The sequence below is a fragment of the Streptomyces sp. NPDC107559 genome (assembly GCF_055657365.1).
Map to the genome: position 1 here is coordinate 151123 of NZ_JBVKBD010000002.1, position 16835 is coordinate 167957.

The window sequence follows — 16835 nt, forward strand, 5'->3', positions numbered from 1 at the left end:
CGGCCTGCGCACATCTTGTGCCGTTTCGCCTGGTCCAGCAGCTCGGCCCTCCGTTCGCCCCGGCGCTCCGCCCACCCCGGATCGTCGACGGCGAGCTCCTCTACCGCTCGCAGCCGGCCCGCCGCTGAGACGATCCTGAGCATCGACACCAGACACCTCCATCGAGGAGGACGTAAGCCTTCGCCGAAGCAGCTCGGACGGCCTCGTCGAGGGTCGGTGCGAGTGCGGCCAACACGTCGACGGCCTCGCTGATGTAGCGGTGGACCGTGCTCGTCCCGACCTCGAAGGGAGCACCAGAAGTCGAGTCACCCGTACGGCAGGCCCGGCGTGCAGCGGCCCGGCCGGGTCTGAAGCCTAGGATCCGTCACTGGACTCAGCAGGACGCCACCCACCCTTGACGCGTGTGGTCGGCCCCTTCCCACGACCGAGGGAGTCGCGATGTCGCACGGCTTCGGCAGAACCCGGTGGCGGCGCTTCGCGGTGGTCCTGCTGCCCAGCGTCGGGGTCTGCACGGCCCTCGGCATCGCCATGGCCCAAGGGGCACTCGCCGCCTCGTTCCTCATCTCCGGCCAGCGTTTCCACGTCACGGCCGACAAGCTGACCGTCCGCGGCCTGAGCATCTACCCCATGGTCGACGTGTCGAAGAAGCACGAACTCGTCCCCGTCCTGGTCACCGGAGCCCGGCACGCGGAGATCAGCGGCCTGTGCCAGGCGGCCGAACTCGACCTCCCAGTGGTGGGCACCCACACCCTGACCCTGACCGGCAGCGACGAGCGCCCGACGGAAGCCACGAACATCTTCCTCGACACAACGTTCGAGGCAGCCGGCCAGGCGAACTTCAGGAACATCGACATCGGCATCGCACAGGGTGAGATCACCAAGGGCCCGGTCGATCCGGGCGACCGGAACTCACGCTTCTTCGACCCCAGCGGCTTCGGGCAGCAAGCCTCGTCGGCCACCCTGACCAACGTCAGCGTGACCTTGGTGGCGATCTCCGCCGCCACCTTCGACGTGCCCGGCCTGCGCGTACGGATCGATCGCGGCCACCGCGACTGCCCCTGACCCCGGGCCCGCCCCGGCACGCCTTCGGCCCCCGGCACCTCGCACAGTCGCCGTCCGCGACCTCACCCCTGATCAGGACTCGATGTTGATCCCCAGTTTCCTCGCCGGACGCCCCGGCCTCCGCGCCACCGCGGCCCGCTCCCGGCTCAGGTTCCGCGCCTGGCGTGGCGAACGCCCCTTCTGGGCCGGGCTGTTCACCATCAACGCGGGCCTGCCCATCCTCTACTGGCCCTACGCGCACCTCGACCTGGGCGGCATCCCACTCGCCCTGTCGACCACGTCCGGCGCCGGATCCTTGATCATCGGAACCCTGCTCATGGCCCTCGGCATCAGCCTCTGGCTCCGCCCTCACCAACGGGTGTTCGCCGGTCTCTCCACCCTCCTGCTCGCTCTCGTCTCCTTCCCCGTCGCGAACCTCGGCGGCCTGTTCCTCGGACTGTTCTCCGGCCTCATCGGCGGGTCCCTGGCCCTCGCGTGGCTCCCGCCGGATGCCACCGAGCCGGCCACTGCAACTGTCAGCCACCCGCCCGTGAGCGCCACGGCAGGAGACAACACCTTTGACACCTGACGGCCACCGCGTACCGCCCACCACCGCCCTCGACACTCACCGTCCGGCCGACCCTGCTCCGGCCGCTCCCCTGCGGCTCGGCCGTGTCCCGCAGCCCCTCGCCTGCGTACTGGCGGCAGCTGCGGTGCCCCTGGCTCTGCACCTTCCCACGTCCCGTCCCGCCGGCTCCCCCTCTCCTGTCAGCAGCGCGAACACGTCCACGGCACCGACATCGCCCGCCGTCCCCCCGCCGACGGCACCGAGCGGAACGGCAACCCCTGCGAACACCCTCCTGGGCGCCGTCACCGTTCCGTCGTCGCTCCCCACTCCCAGGGCGGCGCCGGTGAACGTGATTCCACCGTCCGTCGGCACCGGGCGAGCCGTCAGGGCCGTGGCACCGGGCGCCGCACTGCCGGTCCGGCTCGCGGACGCCTCCTGGAAGCTACGCGCCACCCGGCTCGTGCTCCGAACCCTCACGTTCCGCGGTGTCGTCACCGTACGCGGCATGTCGGGATCCGTCCGGATGCTGCGCTTCACGGCACGGTCGGTGGACGCCGTCGGCCTCGACGTGACCGTACGCCAGGGCGGCACGACACTGCGACTGCGCGCCAGGGAAGCCGCCACATCCACCCTCAAAGGCCGCAGCAACGGTGTGGTGACCCTCTACCTCCGTGAACTGACCGGCACCGTCGCGGCGCGCGCCGGTACGCCACTACCGCCCCACGGCGCCGTCACCGTCACACCCGACGCCATCCCGAACTGGCTCACGAATCAACCTGCCCCCGTCCGGACGCTCACCCTGACCGGTGCGACCGCCTCACGCCTCACAGCGTGCGACGCCGACCTCACCGTGCCAGGACCCCAATTCCGTGTTGGCGTGCGGTAACCCACGAACCCGGCAACCTCCACCTGCGCCACACCACCCGCGGGAGGACATCTGACGCACGGATCCTGTCCGTGTCACCCGGCCACGCGGCCTACGACAAACGCTGCAACCGGGGCCTGCGCGCGTCTTTCGCCTTCAGTCCGTACCGGATAACCCGCACTGAACGTCAACTCGAAGTCGCCGGCTGAAGGACCGCTCCTGGTCTTCGGCGCCCGGCAGCACGTCCGTCGCCTCAAGAAAAATCAGGGGCCCTTTCAGATCTCCTCTTTCGGAGAACCGGGGCAGGCCCCTACGACGAGGGCTCCACCGACACCTACCACGACTTCCCCGCCGTCCTCGCCGAGCCCGCCGTGGTCAGCGACGGCGCGCGCGTCAGCTACTGGGCCAGCACCGAGGGCCTGGCCCTGCGCCCGACGACGGACTGACGAGGTCATCGGGCGCCCGCGCCGATGACCTCCTTGACCAGGGCCACCTCGCTGGGCTCGTCGTCGGCGTCGGGAGTGAATCCCATGCGTACGACGACGAGGTCCTGCGACGGGACGACGATGACCTTCTGGCCGTCGTGTCCCGAGGCGTAGTAGGTGTCTTTGGGCAGCTCGGGCCAGCGCATGCTGCCGTCGGGCAGTACGTTGACGCGCCACGTCATGCCGTAACCGGGGTCGTCTGTCTTGTCGACGGGCTCGACCTCGAGCGAGCGCTTCATCCAGTCCTCGGGCAACAGCTGCTTGCCGTGCCACTTGCCGTTCTGCAACGCGAACTGGCCGATCGTGGCCCAGTCACGAGGTGTGGCCCACAAGTACGAGGAGCACACCGGCGTGCCCGCGGCGTCCGGTTCGAGCACGGCCGAGGAGAGACCGAGGGCGCGGAACAGCGTCTGCCGCGGGAGGTCGGCACCGAGCCCGGTGCGTTGCGCGAGGACCGAGCAGAGCAGGGTTGTCGAGCCGCTCGAATACTCCTGCACGGTGCCTGGCTTGTGCTCGGCCGGACGGCCGGCCACGTAGGCGCCCATGTCGGACTCGCCGTAGAGCATCTGCGTGATGGGCGTGCCGAGGTCATAGGTCTCGTCCCATTCCAGACCGCTCGTCATCCGCAGTAGCTGCTCGACGGTGATGTCCGCACGGCCGTCCTTCTTCCACTCGGGACGCAGCCCGTGGTCGTCGAGCGTGACCTTGCCCTGCTGCACGAGCATGCCGGTGATCAAGGCTGTAGCACTCTTCGACATCGACCAGCCGAGCTGCGGGGTCGTGGCGTCGAACCCCTTGGCGTAGCGCTCGGCGACGAGCTTGCCGTCCTTCACCACGACGACCGCCCGGGTGCCGAGCGCGGCGGCGTCCGAGGCCGACAGCCCCTTGCCGAAGGCGCGCGCGAGCGCGGCGTCCAGCTTCGCCGACGACTTGGGCGCCGGGGCGTGCGTGAAGGGATTGCCGTCGGCCGGGACAGTCGAGGCCGGGCCGAGCTGGGGGCGCTCGTCAGCAAGCGTGCAGCCGAACCCCTTGGTGTACCAGGCCTTCTGCTTTGCGAGCACGCCCAGCAGCGAGCCGGTGGTCTCGGCGGACCCGTCGGAGCCGTACCGCAGATAGGACTTGATCGGGTTCGCGGGCAGGTCGCTCGCTGCGTCGAGGCGGCCACCGATCTCGGTGACCGCGCAGTCGTTGTGCGCCGCGTAACCGGTGCCGGTGAGGATCATGGGCCGCTGCCACCGGTAGACACCGGTACCGACGGCGGTCGCCACGACCACAAAAACGGCGGCGACGACAAGTATTCGACGGAGTATGCGCACAGCCGGAAGCTAACAGCCCCGGCTACCAAGCGGTAGCCTCCGGAGCCCCACAAAACACGAGGTCAGCCCCTCTCTGTCCATCCCCCGAGAGCGTAGAGACTTCGTTACGCACATTGCCTCGTGATGCTCGTCGTCGAGCGGGCCTCCCGCATGTCCTGTCCGAAGGTGACGGGCGGGTGCCCGCCGGCGGCGCCGTGACGGCGCCTCGTGTTGCAGAAGTCCGCGATCCAGGTGCCGATCTTCATTCGTGCCTGTGGGGCTCGTTCATTCATCACTGCTCGTCAAGACCCTCCGGCTCCAGCGCGCCGTTCTGGGATCATCCGGAGATGATCGCCTCGCTCTACGAGCACGAGGACGTCATCGCCCACTACACCAAGGCAGCCACCGCGGCCGGCTGGCAGTTCGAGCACGACCCGTTCCCCGACGCAGCGCCCGCCGCCGTCGAAGGGGCGTGCTGGACCAGGACCGAAAAGGGGCGGCACCTGCTCCTCGACGTGGACTTCCGCACCGAGGCCTACTCACCCGCACCTGACGTGGGCACGGGGATCGCCTACGAGGTGTCGATCGGCACCACGTCGGACGGCAGCAACCACGACGGCGAGGCCACCTGCTGGCATCAGGGGTAGACGGGGCCCTTCTTCTTGCCCGCGAAGATGTCCTCCACCAGCGCCTTGAGGTTCTTGATCGACCGCTCCTCGGTGTCTGAGGAGACCGAGCTGTCGTCCTTGCCGCTGGCGTTGACGACCCGGCGGAACCGGGTGCCGCCGGGCATCTCGTCAAAGGTGTCCAGGAGGGGCCCTGTTGCGATCGCGGGTGCACGCAGTACTTTTCGGTCTGACCTTTGTCAGGTTCAGCGAGAACGCCACGACGCGCCACGGAGTGCCGTACTCCCCCGTGTCCTGGACCGGTACGACGGCTTCTCCTTCAACCACGCTGGTCCGGAATCTGATCACCGTGCCCGCTGCCGTGCTCCGCAGCCGCCTGGCCAGGGACGCGGAGATGTTGGCGTTGCGTCACGAGAACGCCGTGCTGCGCCGCCAGATCGCCCGGGTCCGCTACGAGCCCGCCGACCGAGTCCGGCTCGCCGCACTCTCGCGGCTGATCCCTCGCAGCCGCTGGCGCCAAGTCTTCGCAGTCACCCCCACCACACTGCTGCGCTGGCACCATGAACTCATCGCTTGGAAATGGACGTTCGCACCGAGAAGCCGCCTGGGCAGACCCTCCACCACACCCACCGTCAAGCAGCTCAACCTACGCATGGCCCGAGAGCAGGCCAGGAACCTTGCCATGACGCAGGAGCGCCGATGGACTCGCTGCGCTTCCTCCTCCGGGACCGGGACAGCAAGTACACCCGCACCTTCGACGCCGTCTTCGAGGCCAACGACGTGGAGATCCTGCTCAGCCCGCCGCAGGCGCCCAAAGCGAACGCGATCTGCGAGCGAGTCGTGGGCACCTTGCGCCGCGAGCTCCTCGACCGCATGCTGATCTACAACGAGGCCCACGCCCGAGCGATCCTGGCCGAATACATCAGGCACTACAACGGGCACCGCCGCCACCAGTCCCGGCAGCAACTGCCCCCGGACAGCGCCGAACCGGCCACCGTCACCGACCTCCAGGCCCACCGGATCCGGCAACAACGCCTCCTCGGCGGCCTGATCAACCAGTACGAGAGAACCGCCTGCCCAAACGGCCTCGCCGCAGCTCGCAGCACCGAATCGTATTTTCGAGCGGCACAGGACAGTGGGAGCGTGCTCCCGCTTCCCCGCCCCCACCCGGGAGCGGGCCGGAAACAGAAAAGAGGCCGTTCGAAAACGGCCTCTCACCTGCGACGTTCGATCGATCGAACAGTCGGGACGACAGGATTTGAACCTGCGACCCCTTGACCCCCAGTCAAGTGCGCTACCAAGCTGCGCCACGTCCCGGTGCCCTCTGACCTGGGATTTCCCCTGGCCGAACACGCAGGAAAACAATACCGCACTCCGGTAGGTGGTCGCGCACCCCTTTATCCGGGGTCCATCTCCGCTTGACCTCAAGTTTGGTCGAGGTTGAAGGATCGTCCGTATGACGACCACCACGGAAGAACGCCGGACGTACGGCTATGCGGACCTGCCCCGGCTGATGGGGCTGATGACGGGTGACGAGAAGCACGGACCGGCCGCGACCTCCACCCTGGACGTGCTGTGGGTGCTCTACGACCGCGTGCTGCGGGTCGGCCCCCGCAGCGCGCAGGACCCCGAGCGGGACCGCCGGGTTCGGCTCGTACGACTCGCCGCTCGGCCACCATCCCGACCGGGTGCTGGTCCCCGGGGCCGAGATCGGCAGCGGGTCGCTGGGGCACGGTCTGCCGATCGGCGTCGGGACGGCGCTGGGGCTGCGCGCGCAGGGGCTCGACGGGCCCCGGGTGTGGGTGCTGGTCGGGGACGCCGAGCTGGACGAGGGCAGCAACCACGAGGCGATCGCGTTCGCCGGGCCCGCCGGGCTCGACCGGCTGCACACGGTCGTCGTCGACAACGCCTCCGCCAGCCACGCCCGGCCGGGCGGCATCGCCGCGCGGTTCGAGGCGGCCGGCTGGTCCACGGAAACCGTCGACGGCCGGGACCACGCGGCGCTGTACGAGGCGTTCACCGCCGCCCATCCGGGACGCCCGCGGGTCGTGGTGGCCCGGGTCGAACCGAAGTACCGCTGAACCGCAGCCCCCTCAGCTCGCCCAGGAACCCAAGAAAGGAACCGAGGCATCCATGGACACCATGCGCGACCGCTTCGCCCCCGTCGTCTCCCGGCTGCTCGACGAGGATCCGCGGGTCGCGGTCGTCCTCGCCGAGATCGGCACGGACGGCTTCGCGGCGGCGGCCCGTCGGCACCCGGACCGGGTGATCAACGTCGGCATCCGGGAACAGTTGCTGATCGGCGCGGGGGCCGGTCTGGCGCTGACCGGCCTGAGACCGGTGCTGCACACGTTCGCGAGCTTTCTCGTCGAGCGGCCCTTCGAGCAGGTCAAGCTGGACCTCGGGCACCAGGCCGTCGGCGCGGTGCTGGTGAGCGCCGCCGCGTCCTTCGACTGGCCCGCGGGCGGGTACACCCACATGGCTCCGGGCGACGTGGCGCTGCTGGACACCCTGGACGGCTGGACCGTGCACGTGCCGGGACACCCCGACGAGGCCGAGACCCTGCTGCGGCACGCGGTGGCCGCGGGCGACGACAAGGTGTACGTACGGCTGTCCGCGCAGGCCAACGCCCGGGCCCTGCCGGTCGACGGGCAGCGGGCGCACACCGTGCGCGAGGGCCGCCGGGGCGTGGTCGTCGCCGTCGGACCCATGCTCGACGCCGTGCTGACCGCCACCGAGGGACTCGACGTCACCGTGCTGTACGCCGCGACCGTACGGCCCTTCGACGCGGCCGCGCTGCGCCGGGCCACCGAGGGGGCGGCGGCGGACGTGGTCCTGGTCGAGCCGTATCTGGCGGGTACGTCGACGGCGGCCGCGAACGATGCCCTCGCCGATGTGCCCCACCGGGTCCTGGGCCTGGGCGTGGGCCGACGTGAGCTGCGGCGCTACGGGACCATGGAGGAGCACGTGAGCGCGCACGGACTGGACCCGCACTCGCTCCGGGAGCGGATCACCGGCTTCCTGACCGGCGGGCGGGCGGCGGTACGCGGCTGAACCGCGGTGCCCGGGCGCCCGTCAGCCGCACTCGGGGCGTACGGGGGCGCGGTCGGCCGGTACGGGCGCCGGGACGGCCGCGGGCGGCAGCCTCGTCGTGGGGGTGTCGGCACGGATCAGACCGCGGATCGCGGGGACCGCGAGCAGGGCTGCGGGCACGACCAGGCTGACCGCCGCGGAGACCAGCAGCACCCGGCCCGCGCCGAGAAGCGACGCCGCGGGCCCGGCCAGCGCCTGCCCGACGGGCATCATGGCGAGCGAGCCGGCGACGTCGTACGCGTGGATGCGGTTGAGGACGTCGGAGGGGACCTGGGTCTGCACGCTGGTCGCCCACATCACGCCCCAGAAGGACATGCCCGCCCCGGCGACGGCGGCGCAGGCCGCCATGGCCGGTATCCCGAGCCCGGCGCCGACCGCCCACGGGAACGCGGCGAAGCCGAACAGGGCGACGGCACCGGCCCGCAGCATGCGGCGGGGGCGCAGGCGCAGGGCGAGCAGCCCGCCGACGACCGTACCGGCGCCGAGGGCGGAGTTGACCAGTCCGTAGGCGCGGGGGCCGTGCTGCTGCACCACCTCCGTCGCCACCAGCGGCACGGTCGGGCCCCATACCGCGACCATGTACAGGCACCAGACGGCGATCACGCCCCAGAGCCAGGTGCGGGCCCGGAACTCCCGCCAGCCCTCGACCAGATCGGTCCTGAAGGTTCCGGTGGCCGTGTGGGATCGCGCGGCGGCGGCCGGGGGGAGCGGGGGAAGGCGGAGCAGCAGCAGGCACAGGGCGCTGACCGCGTAGGTGGCGGCGTGCACGGCGAACACCGCGCCCGGCGAGGCGAAGCCGACGAGCAGTCCGGCCAGGGCGGGGCCGGCGAGCTGGGCGGCGGACTCGGCGACGCGTATGGCGCCGTTCGCGCCCTGGACGTCGGCGGCCAGCCGGGGCACGGTGCTGGCGACACCGGGCTGGAACACGGCGGCGGCCACGCCGTTGACGAAGCCGATCAGGCAGATCTCCCAGAGCACCACATGGCCGGCGAAGAACAGGCCGGCGGCCAGTGCCTGGGTGCCCAGGCGCACCAGATCGGCGCCGATCATGAGGCTGCGGGTGTCGAAGCGGTCGGCGAACACCCCGCCGAACACGACCAGTCCGGCGAAGGCGGCGGCCGTCGCGGCCATGGCGAGGCCGACCGCGCCGGCGCCGTACCCGTGCTGGAGCAGGCCCGCGGCGAGGGCGACCGGCAGCATGGTGTCGCCGAGCCGGGCGACGGCACGGCCGACGAAGAACAGGGCGAAGTCCCGCGACCGGAACAGCCCCTTCCGGCCCCCCGGCGGTGTCTTGCCGTACCCCCGCACGGCCGTCTCGCTCGTCTCTGTCGTCTCTGTCGTCCCTGTCGTCTCTTCCGACGGCGGTGTCCCGGTCATCCGCTGCTGCACCCTCCCCGACGACCTACGGGTGCCGCGGGACTTGGCCCATCCGGGCCGGTACCGCCCCGCCCCCGCTTCCGCCGACGGATCATGCCACGCGGCACCGGCGACGCCCACGGGTTTTCAGTCGGTGGGACGCCCGAGGTCCGGGTGCTCCTCCAGCAGCCGGGAAGACGCGGCCTGGCGCCAGGAGTCGGCGAGGATGTCCCGCAGCTCCTCCTCGTCCTCCAGCGCGGCCAGCCGGGTCCGCACCCAGGCGAACTGCGCCTCGTGGCCGGCGATCCAGAACTTCCCGGGCTCGGCCAGGACCAGTTCCTCGCGCTCCTCCTTCGGGCAGCGCACGGCCATGGAGGTCTCGTCCTCGGGCAGCGTGGCGAACATCTTCCCCGCGACCCGGAAGGTGGGCATGTTCCAGGCGGTCTTCTCCGTGGTGTCCGGCAGGGAGAGGGCGATACGGCGTACGTCTTCGGCATCCGGCATGAAGGGCACCGTAGCCGCTGCCACCGACAGTCAGCCCGCGTGGAGCGTTGCGCCCACGTGCTTGTAGTAGAGGGTGGTCGGCCGCAGCACCCCGTCCGGACTCGCCGCGTAGTCGGGGATCGTCCCGGCCCTGGTCCAGCCCGCGGAGAGGTAGAGGCGTTCGGCGGGGCTGCCGGTCTCCGTGTCGAGGTGCAGGAGGGTGATGCCGGCTTCGGCGGCCGCCTGCTCGGCGGTGGCGAGCAGGGCGCGCCCGAGACCCCGGCCGCGAGCGTCCCGGTGCACCATCAGTTTCACGAGTTCGGCGCGGTGCCGGCTGTTGGGCTTGTCGGCGAAGGCCAGGGTGACGGTGCCGAGCACGCGCCCCGCGTCCCGTGCCACCCACACCGCGAGCTGTCCAGAGGCGACCGCCTCGGCCCGCCCGCGCCACCAGGCGATCGCGTCCGTGCGGTCGAGCGGTGCCAGGAAGCCGATGGAGGCGCCGCCGTGCACGGTGTCGGCAAGCAGGCCGGCCAGCTCGCCGACGGCGGCGAGCAGCCGGGGTGCGTCGAGCCGGGTCGTGGTCGCGGTCACGGCAGCACCACCGCCAGCACGTACCGCACGTCCGCGTCCGCGGGGCACCGGAACCGCGTCGGCCCCCACACCCGCAGCCGCAGACAGTCACCGGCGTCGAGCCGGTGGACGACGTCCTCGGCGGTCACCTCCAGGGTCCCTTCGAGCACCCAGATGTGCTGTTCCAGGCCGGGCACGGGCGGCCGGTCGTAGGCGATGTCGGCGCCCGCCGTGAGCCGTCCCTCGACCAGTTCACCGCGCAGTCCGGCCTGCGGCGGCGACACGGACCGCCGTACGAACCCGGAGGCCCGGTCCTCCCACACCGGTTGCTCGGCCGCCCGCACGAGCCCGGCGGGCTCCGCCTCCACCTCGCTGAGCAGCTGGGACATCGTCCGCCCGTAGGCGGCGCACAGTCGGTTGAGCTGCGCGGCGGTGGGGCTGATCTCGGCCCGCTCGGCGCGGGACAGGGTGGAGCGGCTGACCCCGCTGCGCTCCGCCGCCTCCCCCAGCGACCAGCCGCGTCCGGCACGCAGCTCGGCCAGCCGGGCCCCGAGCCGGATGTCCAGTCGGGCATCGGCGCCCTGCCCGGCGCCCGCTCCGGTCGTATCCACTTCCTGCTTCATACCGAAGAGGATATCCCAGATCAGGGAAACAATCCCAAATACGGGACGGGGGGATGCAAGTCCGATCCGGAATTCAGGACGCATCAGGACAAAAACAGAAGCACCGGAACAGGGAAGGAAAGGACAAGATCAGGTCCTGAAGTCGACCCGAGCCACCACAGGGCCGCGCCCGGCTTCAGTGCCGGGAAGCCTCGGCCAGCGCCTCCAGCACCGGCCGGATGAGCGGATGTCCCTCGGCTCCTCTGCGCACGGCCGCGAAGACCCGGCGGGTGGGGGCCACCCCGTCGACCGGGCGGACGACCACACCGCTCAGGTCCATGCCGCGCAGCGCCGACCGGGGCACCAGGGCCACACCGGCGTCGGCCGAGGCCAGCGCCACCACCGCGCGGAAGTCGTCCGAGGAGTGCTCGAGGCGGGGCTGGAAACCGGCGTTCTCGCAGGCCATGACGACGACGTCATGGCAGGGGTTGCCGGGGTAGGGGCCGATCCAGGGGTCCTTGGCCAGCTCGGCGAGCGGGACCTCGACGCTGTCGGCGAGCCGGTGGGCGACCGGGACGACCGCGTCGAAGGGCTCGGCGTACAGCGGGACATGGGTCAGCCGCGGGTCGTCGGCCGACGGGGCCCCGCGGTACTCGACGGCCACGGCCACGTCGACCTGCCGGTCCAGCACCATCGGGAGGCTGGCGTCGCCCTCCGCGTCCTGGACGCGGATGCGGATGCCGGGCGCCGAGACGGCGAGCCGGGCCACCGCGGGCGCGACGACCTGGGCGATGCCGGTGGCGAAGGCCGCGACGGTGACCGTGCCGGCCTCGCCCGAACCGTAGGCGGCGAGTTCCGCCTCCGCCCGCTCCAGCTGGGCGAGCACCGCGTTGGTGTGGCCGAGCAGGATCTCGCCGGCCGGGGTCAGCCGTACCCCCTTCGCGCTCCGCTCGACCAGGCGGTGGCCGGTCTCCTGCTCCAGCGCGGTGAGCTGCTGGGAGACCGCGGAGGGGGTGAGGTACAGCGCGGCGGCCGCCGCCGTGACCGTACGGTGGTCGGCCACCGCACGGAGGATGTGGAGCCGCCGCGCTTCGATCATGGGACCGATTCTCTCAAACGGAACGAGGTGTCCTGTTCCGCCCGATCGGCCTCGGTCCCGGTGCCCCGGCTCAGGCCTCCAGCTCGGCGCGCGCCGCGACGAAGGCGTCGACCGCGCGGTTGACGTCGTCCGTGGAGTGCGCGGCGGACAGCTGGACGCGGATACGGGCCTGGCCCTGCGGGACGACCGGGTACGAGAAGCCGATCACGTACACGCCGCGCTCAAGGAGCAGTTCGGCCAGCCGTGCGGCCCGCGCGGCGTCGCCGATCATCACCGGCGCGATGGCGTGATCGCCGGGCAGGACGTCGAAGCCCTCCTCGGTCATCCGGGAGCGGAACAGCGCGGTGTTCTCCCGCAGCCGCACCCGCAGGTCGTCCGCGGACTCCAGCAGGTCGAGGACCTTCAGGGAGGCGGCCGCGATCACCGGGGCCAGGGTGTTGGAGAAGAGGTACGGACGGGACCGCTGGCGCAGCAGCGCGACGATCTCCGCGCGGGCGGCGACATAGCCGCCGGAGGCGCCGCCGAGGGCCTTGCCGAGCGTGCCGGTGATGATGTCCACGCGGTCCATCACGCCGTGCAGTTCGGGCGTGCCGCGGCCGCCGGGGCCGACGAAGCCGACCGCGTGGGAGTCGTCGACCATGACCATGGCGTCGTAGCGCTCGGCGAGGTCGCAGATCTCGTCCAGCGGCGCCACATAGCCGTCCATGGAGAAGACGCCGTCGGTGACGATGAGCTTGCGGCGCGCACCGCCCTCGCCGGCCTCCTTCAGCTGCCGCTCCAGGTCCGCCATGTCGCGGTTGGCGTAACGGAACCGGCGGGCCTTGGACAGCCGGATGCCGTCGATGATCGAGGCGTGGTTGAGGGCGTCGGAGATCACCGCGTCCTCGGCGCCGAGCAGCGTCTCGAAGACACCGCCGTTGGCGTCGAAGCAGGAGGAGTACAGGATCGTGTCCTCCTGGCCGAGGAACGCCGACAGCCGCGCCTCCAACTCCTTGTGCACCTCCTGCGTACCGCAGATGAAGCGCACCGAGGCCATGCCGTAGCCCCAGCGGTCGAGGGCCTCGTGGGCGGCGGCGACGACCTCGGGGTGGTCGGCGAGGCCGAGGTAGTTGTTCGCGCAGAAGTTGAGGACCTCGCCGGGGCGGCCGCCCGCGGTGACGGCGACGGTCGCGGACTGCGGGGTGCCGATCACGCGCTCGGGCTTGTGCAGACCGGCGGCGCGGATCTCGTCGAGGGTGGCGCGCAGGTCGTCGCGCACGGAGTCGAACATCGAAAGCTCCTAGGAAGTGGCGGGTGACTTGCGGCTACGCGGTCCAGTCGAGGATGACCTTGCCGCCGCGGCCGCTCGCCGCGTCGGCGAACGCCGCCTCGAAGTCGCGGTACCCGTACCGGCCGGTGATCACGGGGGACAGGTCGAGGCCGCCCTCCAGCAGGACCGACATCGCGTACCAGGTCTCGAACATCTCGCGGCCGTAGATGCCCTTGATGGTGATCATCGAGGTGACGATCCGGGCCCAGTCGACCGGGAACTCCTGGGCCGGCAGGCCGAGCATGGCGATCCGGCCGCCGTGCGTCATGTTGGCGATCATGTCGCGCAGGGCCTCGCCGCGCCCGGACATCTCCAGGCCGATGTCGAAGCCCTCGCGCAGGCCGAGGATGCGCTGGCCGTCGGCGATGGTGGCGTCGGAGACGTTCAGCGCGAGACTCGCGCCGATCTTGCGGGCCAGTTCCAGGCGCTCCTCGCTGACGTCCGTGACGACGACGTTGCGGGCGCCGGCGTGCCGGGCCACGGCCGCGGCCATCAGACCGATCGGGCCGGCGCCGGTGATCAGCACGTCCTCACCGACCAGCGGGAACGACAGCGCGGTGTGCACGGCGTTGCCGAACGGGTCGAAGATCGCGGCGACGTCGAGGTCGACCGGGACGCGGTGCACCCAGACGTTGGAGGCGGGCAGGGCCACGTACTCGGCGAAGGCGCCGTCACGGCCGACGCCGAGCCCGATCGTGGCCCGGCACAGGTGGCGGCGCCCGGCCAGGCAGTTGCGGCACTTGCCGCAGACCAGGTGGCCCTCGCCGCTGACCCGGTCGCCCTCCTTGATGTCCGCGACGTCACGGCCGGTGGCGACGACCTCGCCGACGAACTCGTGCCCGACCACGAGCGGGGTGCGGATGGCCTGCTGCGCCCAGCCGTCCCAGGCCCGGATGTGCAGGTCGGTGCCGCAGATACCGGTCCGCAGGACCTTGATCAGAACGTCACCGGGACCGATCTCGGGCTCCGGGACGTCCATGAGCCACAGTCCGGGCTCCGCGTTCTGCTTGACCAGCGCCTTCAACGGTACGGCTCCTGTGGGTGAGATCCCTGCCGCGGGCATGCCGAAGACGCCCGCAGCCGGGGAGAGCAGTGGAATCGCCTAGCAATCTGCCGTATCGCGGTGCCGTGGTCCATCGAGGTTTTCTTAAGCGGCGCCACAGCTCTGCTTCACACCGGTGTGCCGCGCCCGCCAGGCCCGGCCCGCCCGGCCCGGTCCGTCCCCCGGTCGGCGCAGTCCCCCGTGTCCCCCGGTCGGCCCAGCCCGTCCGTCGCCCGGTCGGCCCAGCCCGTCCGTCCCCCCGGTCGGCTCAGAGCGGGAGGCCGTCCGCCTCGCACCGTTCGATGCGCGCCGTGAGCTCGGCGGCCGTCGACTTGATGGTCTCCAGGCCGGTCCTCCCCCAGGGCCGGGGCGTGGCGTCGGCCACGCACACCGTGCCCAGCACCATCCCGCCGGCGGCGACGAGCGGGGCGCCGAGATAGGAGTGGATGCCGTAGTCGTAGACGATCGGGTTGCCCGCGAACCGCGGATAGTCGCGGACGTCCTCCAGGACCAGCGCCTTGCGCCGGACGACGACATGGGGGCAGTACCCGTGGTCGCGGGGCAGCCAGCGGCCCACCTCGGGCCGGCCGGGGGGCGCGGGCGGAGGGGCTCCCGGAAGGTGCAGCCCGGCGAAGTACTGCCGCTCCTCGTCGATGAAGTTGACCATGGCGTACGGGGCCCCGGTGAGGTGGGCGAGCCGGTCCGCGAAGGCGTCGAGCTCGGGCTCGGGCCGCTCCCCCAGGCCCAGCCTGCGCAGTCGCAGCGCGCGGGCGGGCGCCTCCTTGTCCTCGGGGGTGAGCAGCAGCCGGCCCGCCGGACGCGGTGCGCCGTAGCTCATGGCCGGTCTCCGGCCGGGTGCGCGAGGGCCGAGTGCGCCAGGGCCGGGCGGGTGCGGGCCGGCTCCGGGTGGGTGCGGGTCATGTGCGGGCTCCGTGGACGGGTGCGGGAATCGCGGGCTCCGTGGGCGGGTGCGGGGATCACAGATGGACGCCACGGCTGGGCTCGGGGGCCGCCGGGGCATGGGCGATGAGGTGGCGTACGAGGGTCAGCAGGGTCTGGACGCCCGAGGCGGAGATACGGGCGTCGCAGCGCACCACGGGGATCCCGGGACCGAGGTCGAGGGCCGCCCGGACCTCCTCGGAGGCGTAGCGGTGGGCGCCGTCGAACTCGTTGACCGCCACGATGAAGCCGAGACCGCGTTCCTCGAAGAAGTCGACGGCGGCGAAGCACTCCTCCAGGCGGCGGGTGTCGGCCAGGATGACCGCGCCGAGCGCGCCCTCGGAGAGCTCGTCCCACATGAACCAGAACCGCTCCTGTCCGGGCGTGCCGAACAGGTAGAGGACGTGCTGCGGGTCGAGCGTGATGCGGCCGAAGTCCATCGCCACGGTCGTCTCGACCTTGTTCTCGATGCCGTCGAGATTGTCGGTCGTGGCGCTGACGGTGGTGAGCAGCTCCTCCGTGCTGAGCGGGGCGATCTCGCTCACCGTGCCGACAAAGGTCGTCTTGCCGACCCCGAAACCGCCCGCCACCAGGATCTTCAGCGCGGTGGGGAAGGGCATGGGGCCGTTCTCGTACTCAGAGCTGTCGTCGTAGTCCATCGAGCACTGCCTCCAGAAGGGCCCGGTCGGTGGGGTTGTGGTGGAATTCGGGAGGTTTGGTGGTCAGTACCCCGCAATCGACCAGGTCGGACAGCAGCACCTTGGTGACGGCCGCCGGCAGCTTCAGATGGGCGGACACCTCGGCGACCGAGACGGGCGCGCGGGAGAGGGCGAGGGCCTGTGCGTGCTCCGGACCGAGGTACCCGAGCGGGGTGACCCCGGTGGCCCGCACCTGCGAGATGAGGTCGAGCGCGATGGTGGGCCTGGTGCGGCCGTTGCTGACGGTGAAGGGCCGCACCAGCCGTCCGGCCGCGTCGTCGAGCCAGGGCCCGTCGCCGGCCGCCGCCACGCTCAACGCCTCATCACCGGGGGGTCGGCGGCATGCTGCCGGGGCGCCGTCACCAGGTACGGGCGGACGCTCTTGACCAGCATGGCCATCTCGTAGCCGAGCACCGCGGCGTCGGCCTCGCGGCCGGCGAGCACCGCGAGGCAGGTGCCGGAGCCGGCGGTGGTCACGAACAGCAGGTTCGCGTCGAGTTCGACGACCACTTGCCGTACGTCGCCGCCGTCGCCGAAGCGCACACCGGCGCTGCGCCCGAGGGAGTACAGGCCGGAGGCCAGGGCGGCCATGTGGTCGGCGCTGTCGTGGTCCAGGCCGTGGACGGACTTCACGAGTCCGTCGCAGGAGAGCAGGACCGCACTGGTGGTGTGCGGGACGCGCTGCACGAGGCCGCTCATCAGCCAGTCGAGATCGGACGAATGACTGGTCGGCACATCGCTCGCCATGGTGGATCGACTCCTTG

19 protein-coding genes, 1 tRNA gene and 2 pseudogenes are annotated in these 16835 nt (G+C 71.5%); 7 read left to right on the forward strand and 15 right to left on the reverse strand.

Features of this window, described 5'->3' with window-relative positions:
• Nucleotides 1–157: 157 nt before the first annotated feature.
• Nucleotides 158–292, reverse strand: a pseudogene (locus tag ACZ7OY_RS07340) (helix-turn-helix domain-containing protein); the annotation flags it as partial.
• A gap of 146 nt (nt 293–438) precedes the next feature.
• Between ACZ7OY_RS07340 and ACZ7OY_RS07345 the strand changes: the two are divergent.
• The 3 genes from ACZ7OY_RS07345 (at nt 439) to ACZ7OY_RS07355 (ending at nt 2495) form a co-directional block, all read left to right on the forward strand.
• Nucleotides 439–1062: a DUF6230 family protein gene (locus ACZ7OY_RS07345; RefSeq protein WP_471910492.1), complete on the forward strand. Its 624-nt coding sequence runs from the start codon at nt 439–441 to the stop codon at nt 1060–1062.
• A gap of 82 nt (nt 1063–1144) precedes the next feature.
• Nucleotides 1145–1630 carry a DUF6114 domain-containing protein gene (locus ACZ7OY_RS07350; protein ID WP_471910493.1) on the forward strand — a complete coding sequence of 162 codons (486 nt, stop codon included), beginning with the start codon at nt 1145–1147 and terminating at the stop codon, nt 1628–1630.
• 322 nt (nt 1631–1952) lie between these two features.
• Nucleotides 1953–2495: a hypothetical protein gene (locus ACZ7OY_RS07355; protein ID WP_471910494.1), complete on the forward strand. Its 543-nt coding sequence runs from the start codon at nt 1953–1955 to the stop codon at nt 2493–2495.
• 430 nt (nt 2496–2925) lie between these two features.
• Here ACZ7OY_RS07355 and ACZ7OY_RS07360 read toward each other — a convergent pair whose 3' ends face one another.
• Nucleotides 2926–4275 carry a serine hydrolase domain-containing protein gene (locus ACZ7OY_RS07360; protein WP_471910495.1) on the reverse strand — a complete coding sequence of 450 codons (1350 nt, stop codon included), beginning with the start codon at nt 4273–4275 and terminating at the stop codon, nt 2926–2928.
• 326 nt (nt 4276–4601) lie between these two features.
• Between ACZ7OY_RS07360 and ACZ7OY_RS07365 the strand changes: the two genes are divergently transcribed.
• Nucleotides 4602–4901, forward strand: a complete 300-nt coding sequence (locus ACZ7OY_RS07365) for a hypothetical protein (protein ID WP_471910496.1) — start codon at nt 4602–4604, stop codon at nt 4899–4901.
• Here the strand turns inward: ACZ7OY_RS07365 and ACZ7OY_RS07370 are convergent.
• Nucleotides 4892–5047, reverse strand: a complete 156-nt coding sequence (locus tag ACZ7OY_RS07370; protein WP_471910497.1) for a hypothetical protein — start codon at nt 5045–5047, stop codon at nt 4892–4894. The genes ACZ7OY_RS07365 and ACZ7OY_RS07370 overlap by 10 nt on opposite strands.
• A 532-nt stretch (nt 5048–5579) precedes the next feature.
• Here ACZ7OY_RS07370 and ACZ7OY_RS07375 point away from each other — a divergent pair.
• Complete coding sequence (locus ACZ7OY_RS07375) at nt 5580–6158, forward strand: integrase core domain-containing protein (RefSeq protein WP_471910498.1); 579 nt, start codon at nt 5580–5582, stop codon at nt 6156–6158.
• On the opposite strand, the gene ACZ7OY_RS07380 is transcribed toward ACZ7OY_RS07375, so the two are convergent.
• A tRNA-Pro gene (locus tag ACZ7OY_RS07380) sits at nt 6124–6197 on the reverse strand. The two genes, ACZ7OY_RS07375 and ACZ7OY_RS07380, sit on opposite strands and share 35 nt — an antisense overlap.
• Nucleotides 6198–6336: 139 nt before the next feature.
• Here ACZ7OY_RS07380 and ACZ7OY_RS07385 point away from each other — a divergent pair.
• Both ACZ7OY_RS07385 and ACZ7OY_RS07390 read left to right on the forward strand, forming a co-directional pair.
• Nucleotides 6337–6961, forward strand: a pseudogene (locus ACZ7OY_RS07385) (transketolase).
• A gap of 52 nt (nt 6962–7013) precedes the next feature.
• The gene (locus ACZ7OY_RS07390; RefSeq protein ID WP_471910499.1) at nt 7014–7934 is read left to right on the forward strand and encodes a transketolase family protein; all 921 of its coding nucleotides are present in this window, start codon (nt 7014–7016) and stop codon (nt 7932–7934) included.
• Between the two features lie 21 nt (nt 7935–7955).
• Here the strand turns inward: ACZ7OY_RS07390 and ACZ7OY_RS07395 are convergent, their stop codons facing one another.
• The 11 genes from ACZ7OY_RS07395 to ACZ7OY_RS07445 form a co-directional block, all read right to left on the reverse strand.
• Nucleotides 7956–9350, reverse strand: coding sequence for an MFS transporter (locus ACZ7OY_RS07395; protein WP_471910500.1), 1395 nt, complete (start codon nt 9348–9350; stop codon nt 7956–7958).
• Between the two features lie 126 nt (nt 9351–9476).
• Nucleotides 9477–9833 (reverse strand): MmcQ/YjbR family DNA-binding protein, encoded by a 357-nt coding sequence (locus tag ACZ7OY_RS07400; RefSeq protein ID WP_471910501.1) that lies wholly within the window; start codon nt 9831–9833, stop codon nt 9477–9479.
• Nucleotides 9834–9863: 30 nt separating this feature from the next.
• The gene (locus ACZ7OY_RS07405) at nt 9864–10403 is read right to left on the reverse strand and encodes a GNAT family N-acetyltransferase (RefSeq protein WP_471910502.1); all 540 of its coding nucleotides are present in this window, start codon (nt 10401–10403) and stop codon (nt 9864–9866) included.
• Nucleotides 10400–11005 carry a helix-turn-helix domain-containing protein gene (locus tag ACZ7OY_RS07410; RefSeq protein ID WP_471910503.1) on the reverse strand — a complete coding sequence of 202 codons (606 nt, stop codon included), beginning with the start codon at nt 11003–11005 and terminating at the stop codon, nt 10400–10402. The genes ACZ7OY_RS07405 and ACZ7OY_RS07410 overlap by 4 nt, the downstream gene beginning before the upstream one ends.
• 175 nt (nt 11006–11180) lie before the next feature.
• Nucleotides 11181–12083 (reverse strand): LysR family transcriptional regulator, encoded by a 903-nt coding sequence (locus tag ACZ7OY_RS07415; protein ID WP_471910504.1) that lies wholly within the window; start codon nt 12081–12083, stop codon nt 11181–11183.
• Between the two features lie 70 nt (nt 12084–12153).
• Nucleotides 12154–13353: a glycine C-acetyltransferase gene (locus ACZ7OY_RS07420; protein ID WP_152895553.1), complete on the reverse strand. Its 1200-nt coding sequence runs from the start codon at nt 13351–13353 to the stop codon at nt 12154–12156.
• A gap of 34 nt (nt 13354–13387) precedes the next feature.
• Nucleotides 13388–14416, reverse strand: coding sequence for an L-threonine 3-dehydrogenase (gene tdh, locus ACZ7OY_RS07425; protein ID WP_384720885.1), 1029 nt, complete (start codon nt 14414–14416; stop codon nt 13388–13390).
• A gap of 286 nt (nt 14417–14702) precedes the next feature.
• Nucleotides 14703–15272: a GAF domain-containing protein gene (locus tag ACZ7OY_RS07430; protein ID WP_471910505.1), complete on the reverse strand. Its 570-nt coding sequence runs from the start codon at nt 15270–15272 to the stop codon at nt 14703–14705.
• 139 nt (nt 15273–15411) lie between these two features.
• Nucleotides 15412–16032, reverse strand: a complete 621-nt coding sequence (locus ACZ7OY_RS07435; RefSeq protein ID WP_351604921.1) for a GTP-binding protein — start codon at nt 16030–16032, stop codon at nt 15412–15414.
• Nucleotides 16010–16381: a DUF742 domain-containing protein gene (locus ACZ7OY_RS07440; protein WP_351604946.1), complete on the reverse strand. Its 372-nt coding sequence runs from the start codon at nt 16379–16381 to the stop codon at nt 16010–16012. Before ACZ7OY_RS07440 ends, ACZ7OY_RS07435 begins: the two co-directional genes overlap by 23 nt.
• A gap of 2 nt (nt 16382–16383) precedes the next feature.
• Nucleotides 16384–16818: a roadblock/LC7 domain-containing protein gene (locus ACZ7OY_RS07445; RefSeq protein WP_384720877.1), complete on the reverse strand. Its 435-nt coding sequence runs from the start codon at nt 16816–16818 to the stop codon at nt 16384–16386.
• Nucleotides 16819–16835 lie beyond the last annotated feature (17 nt).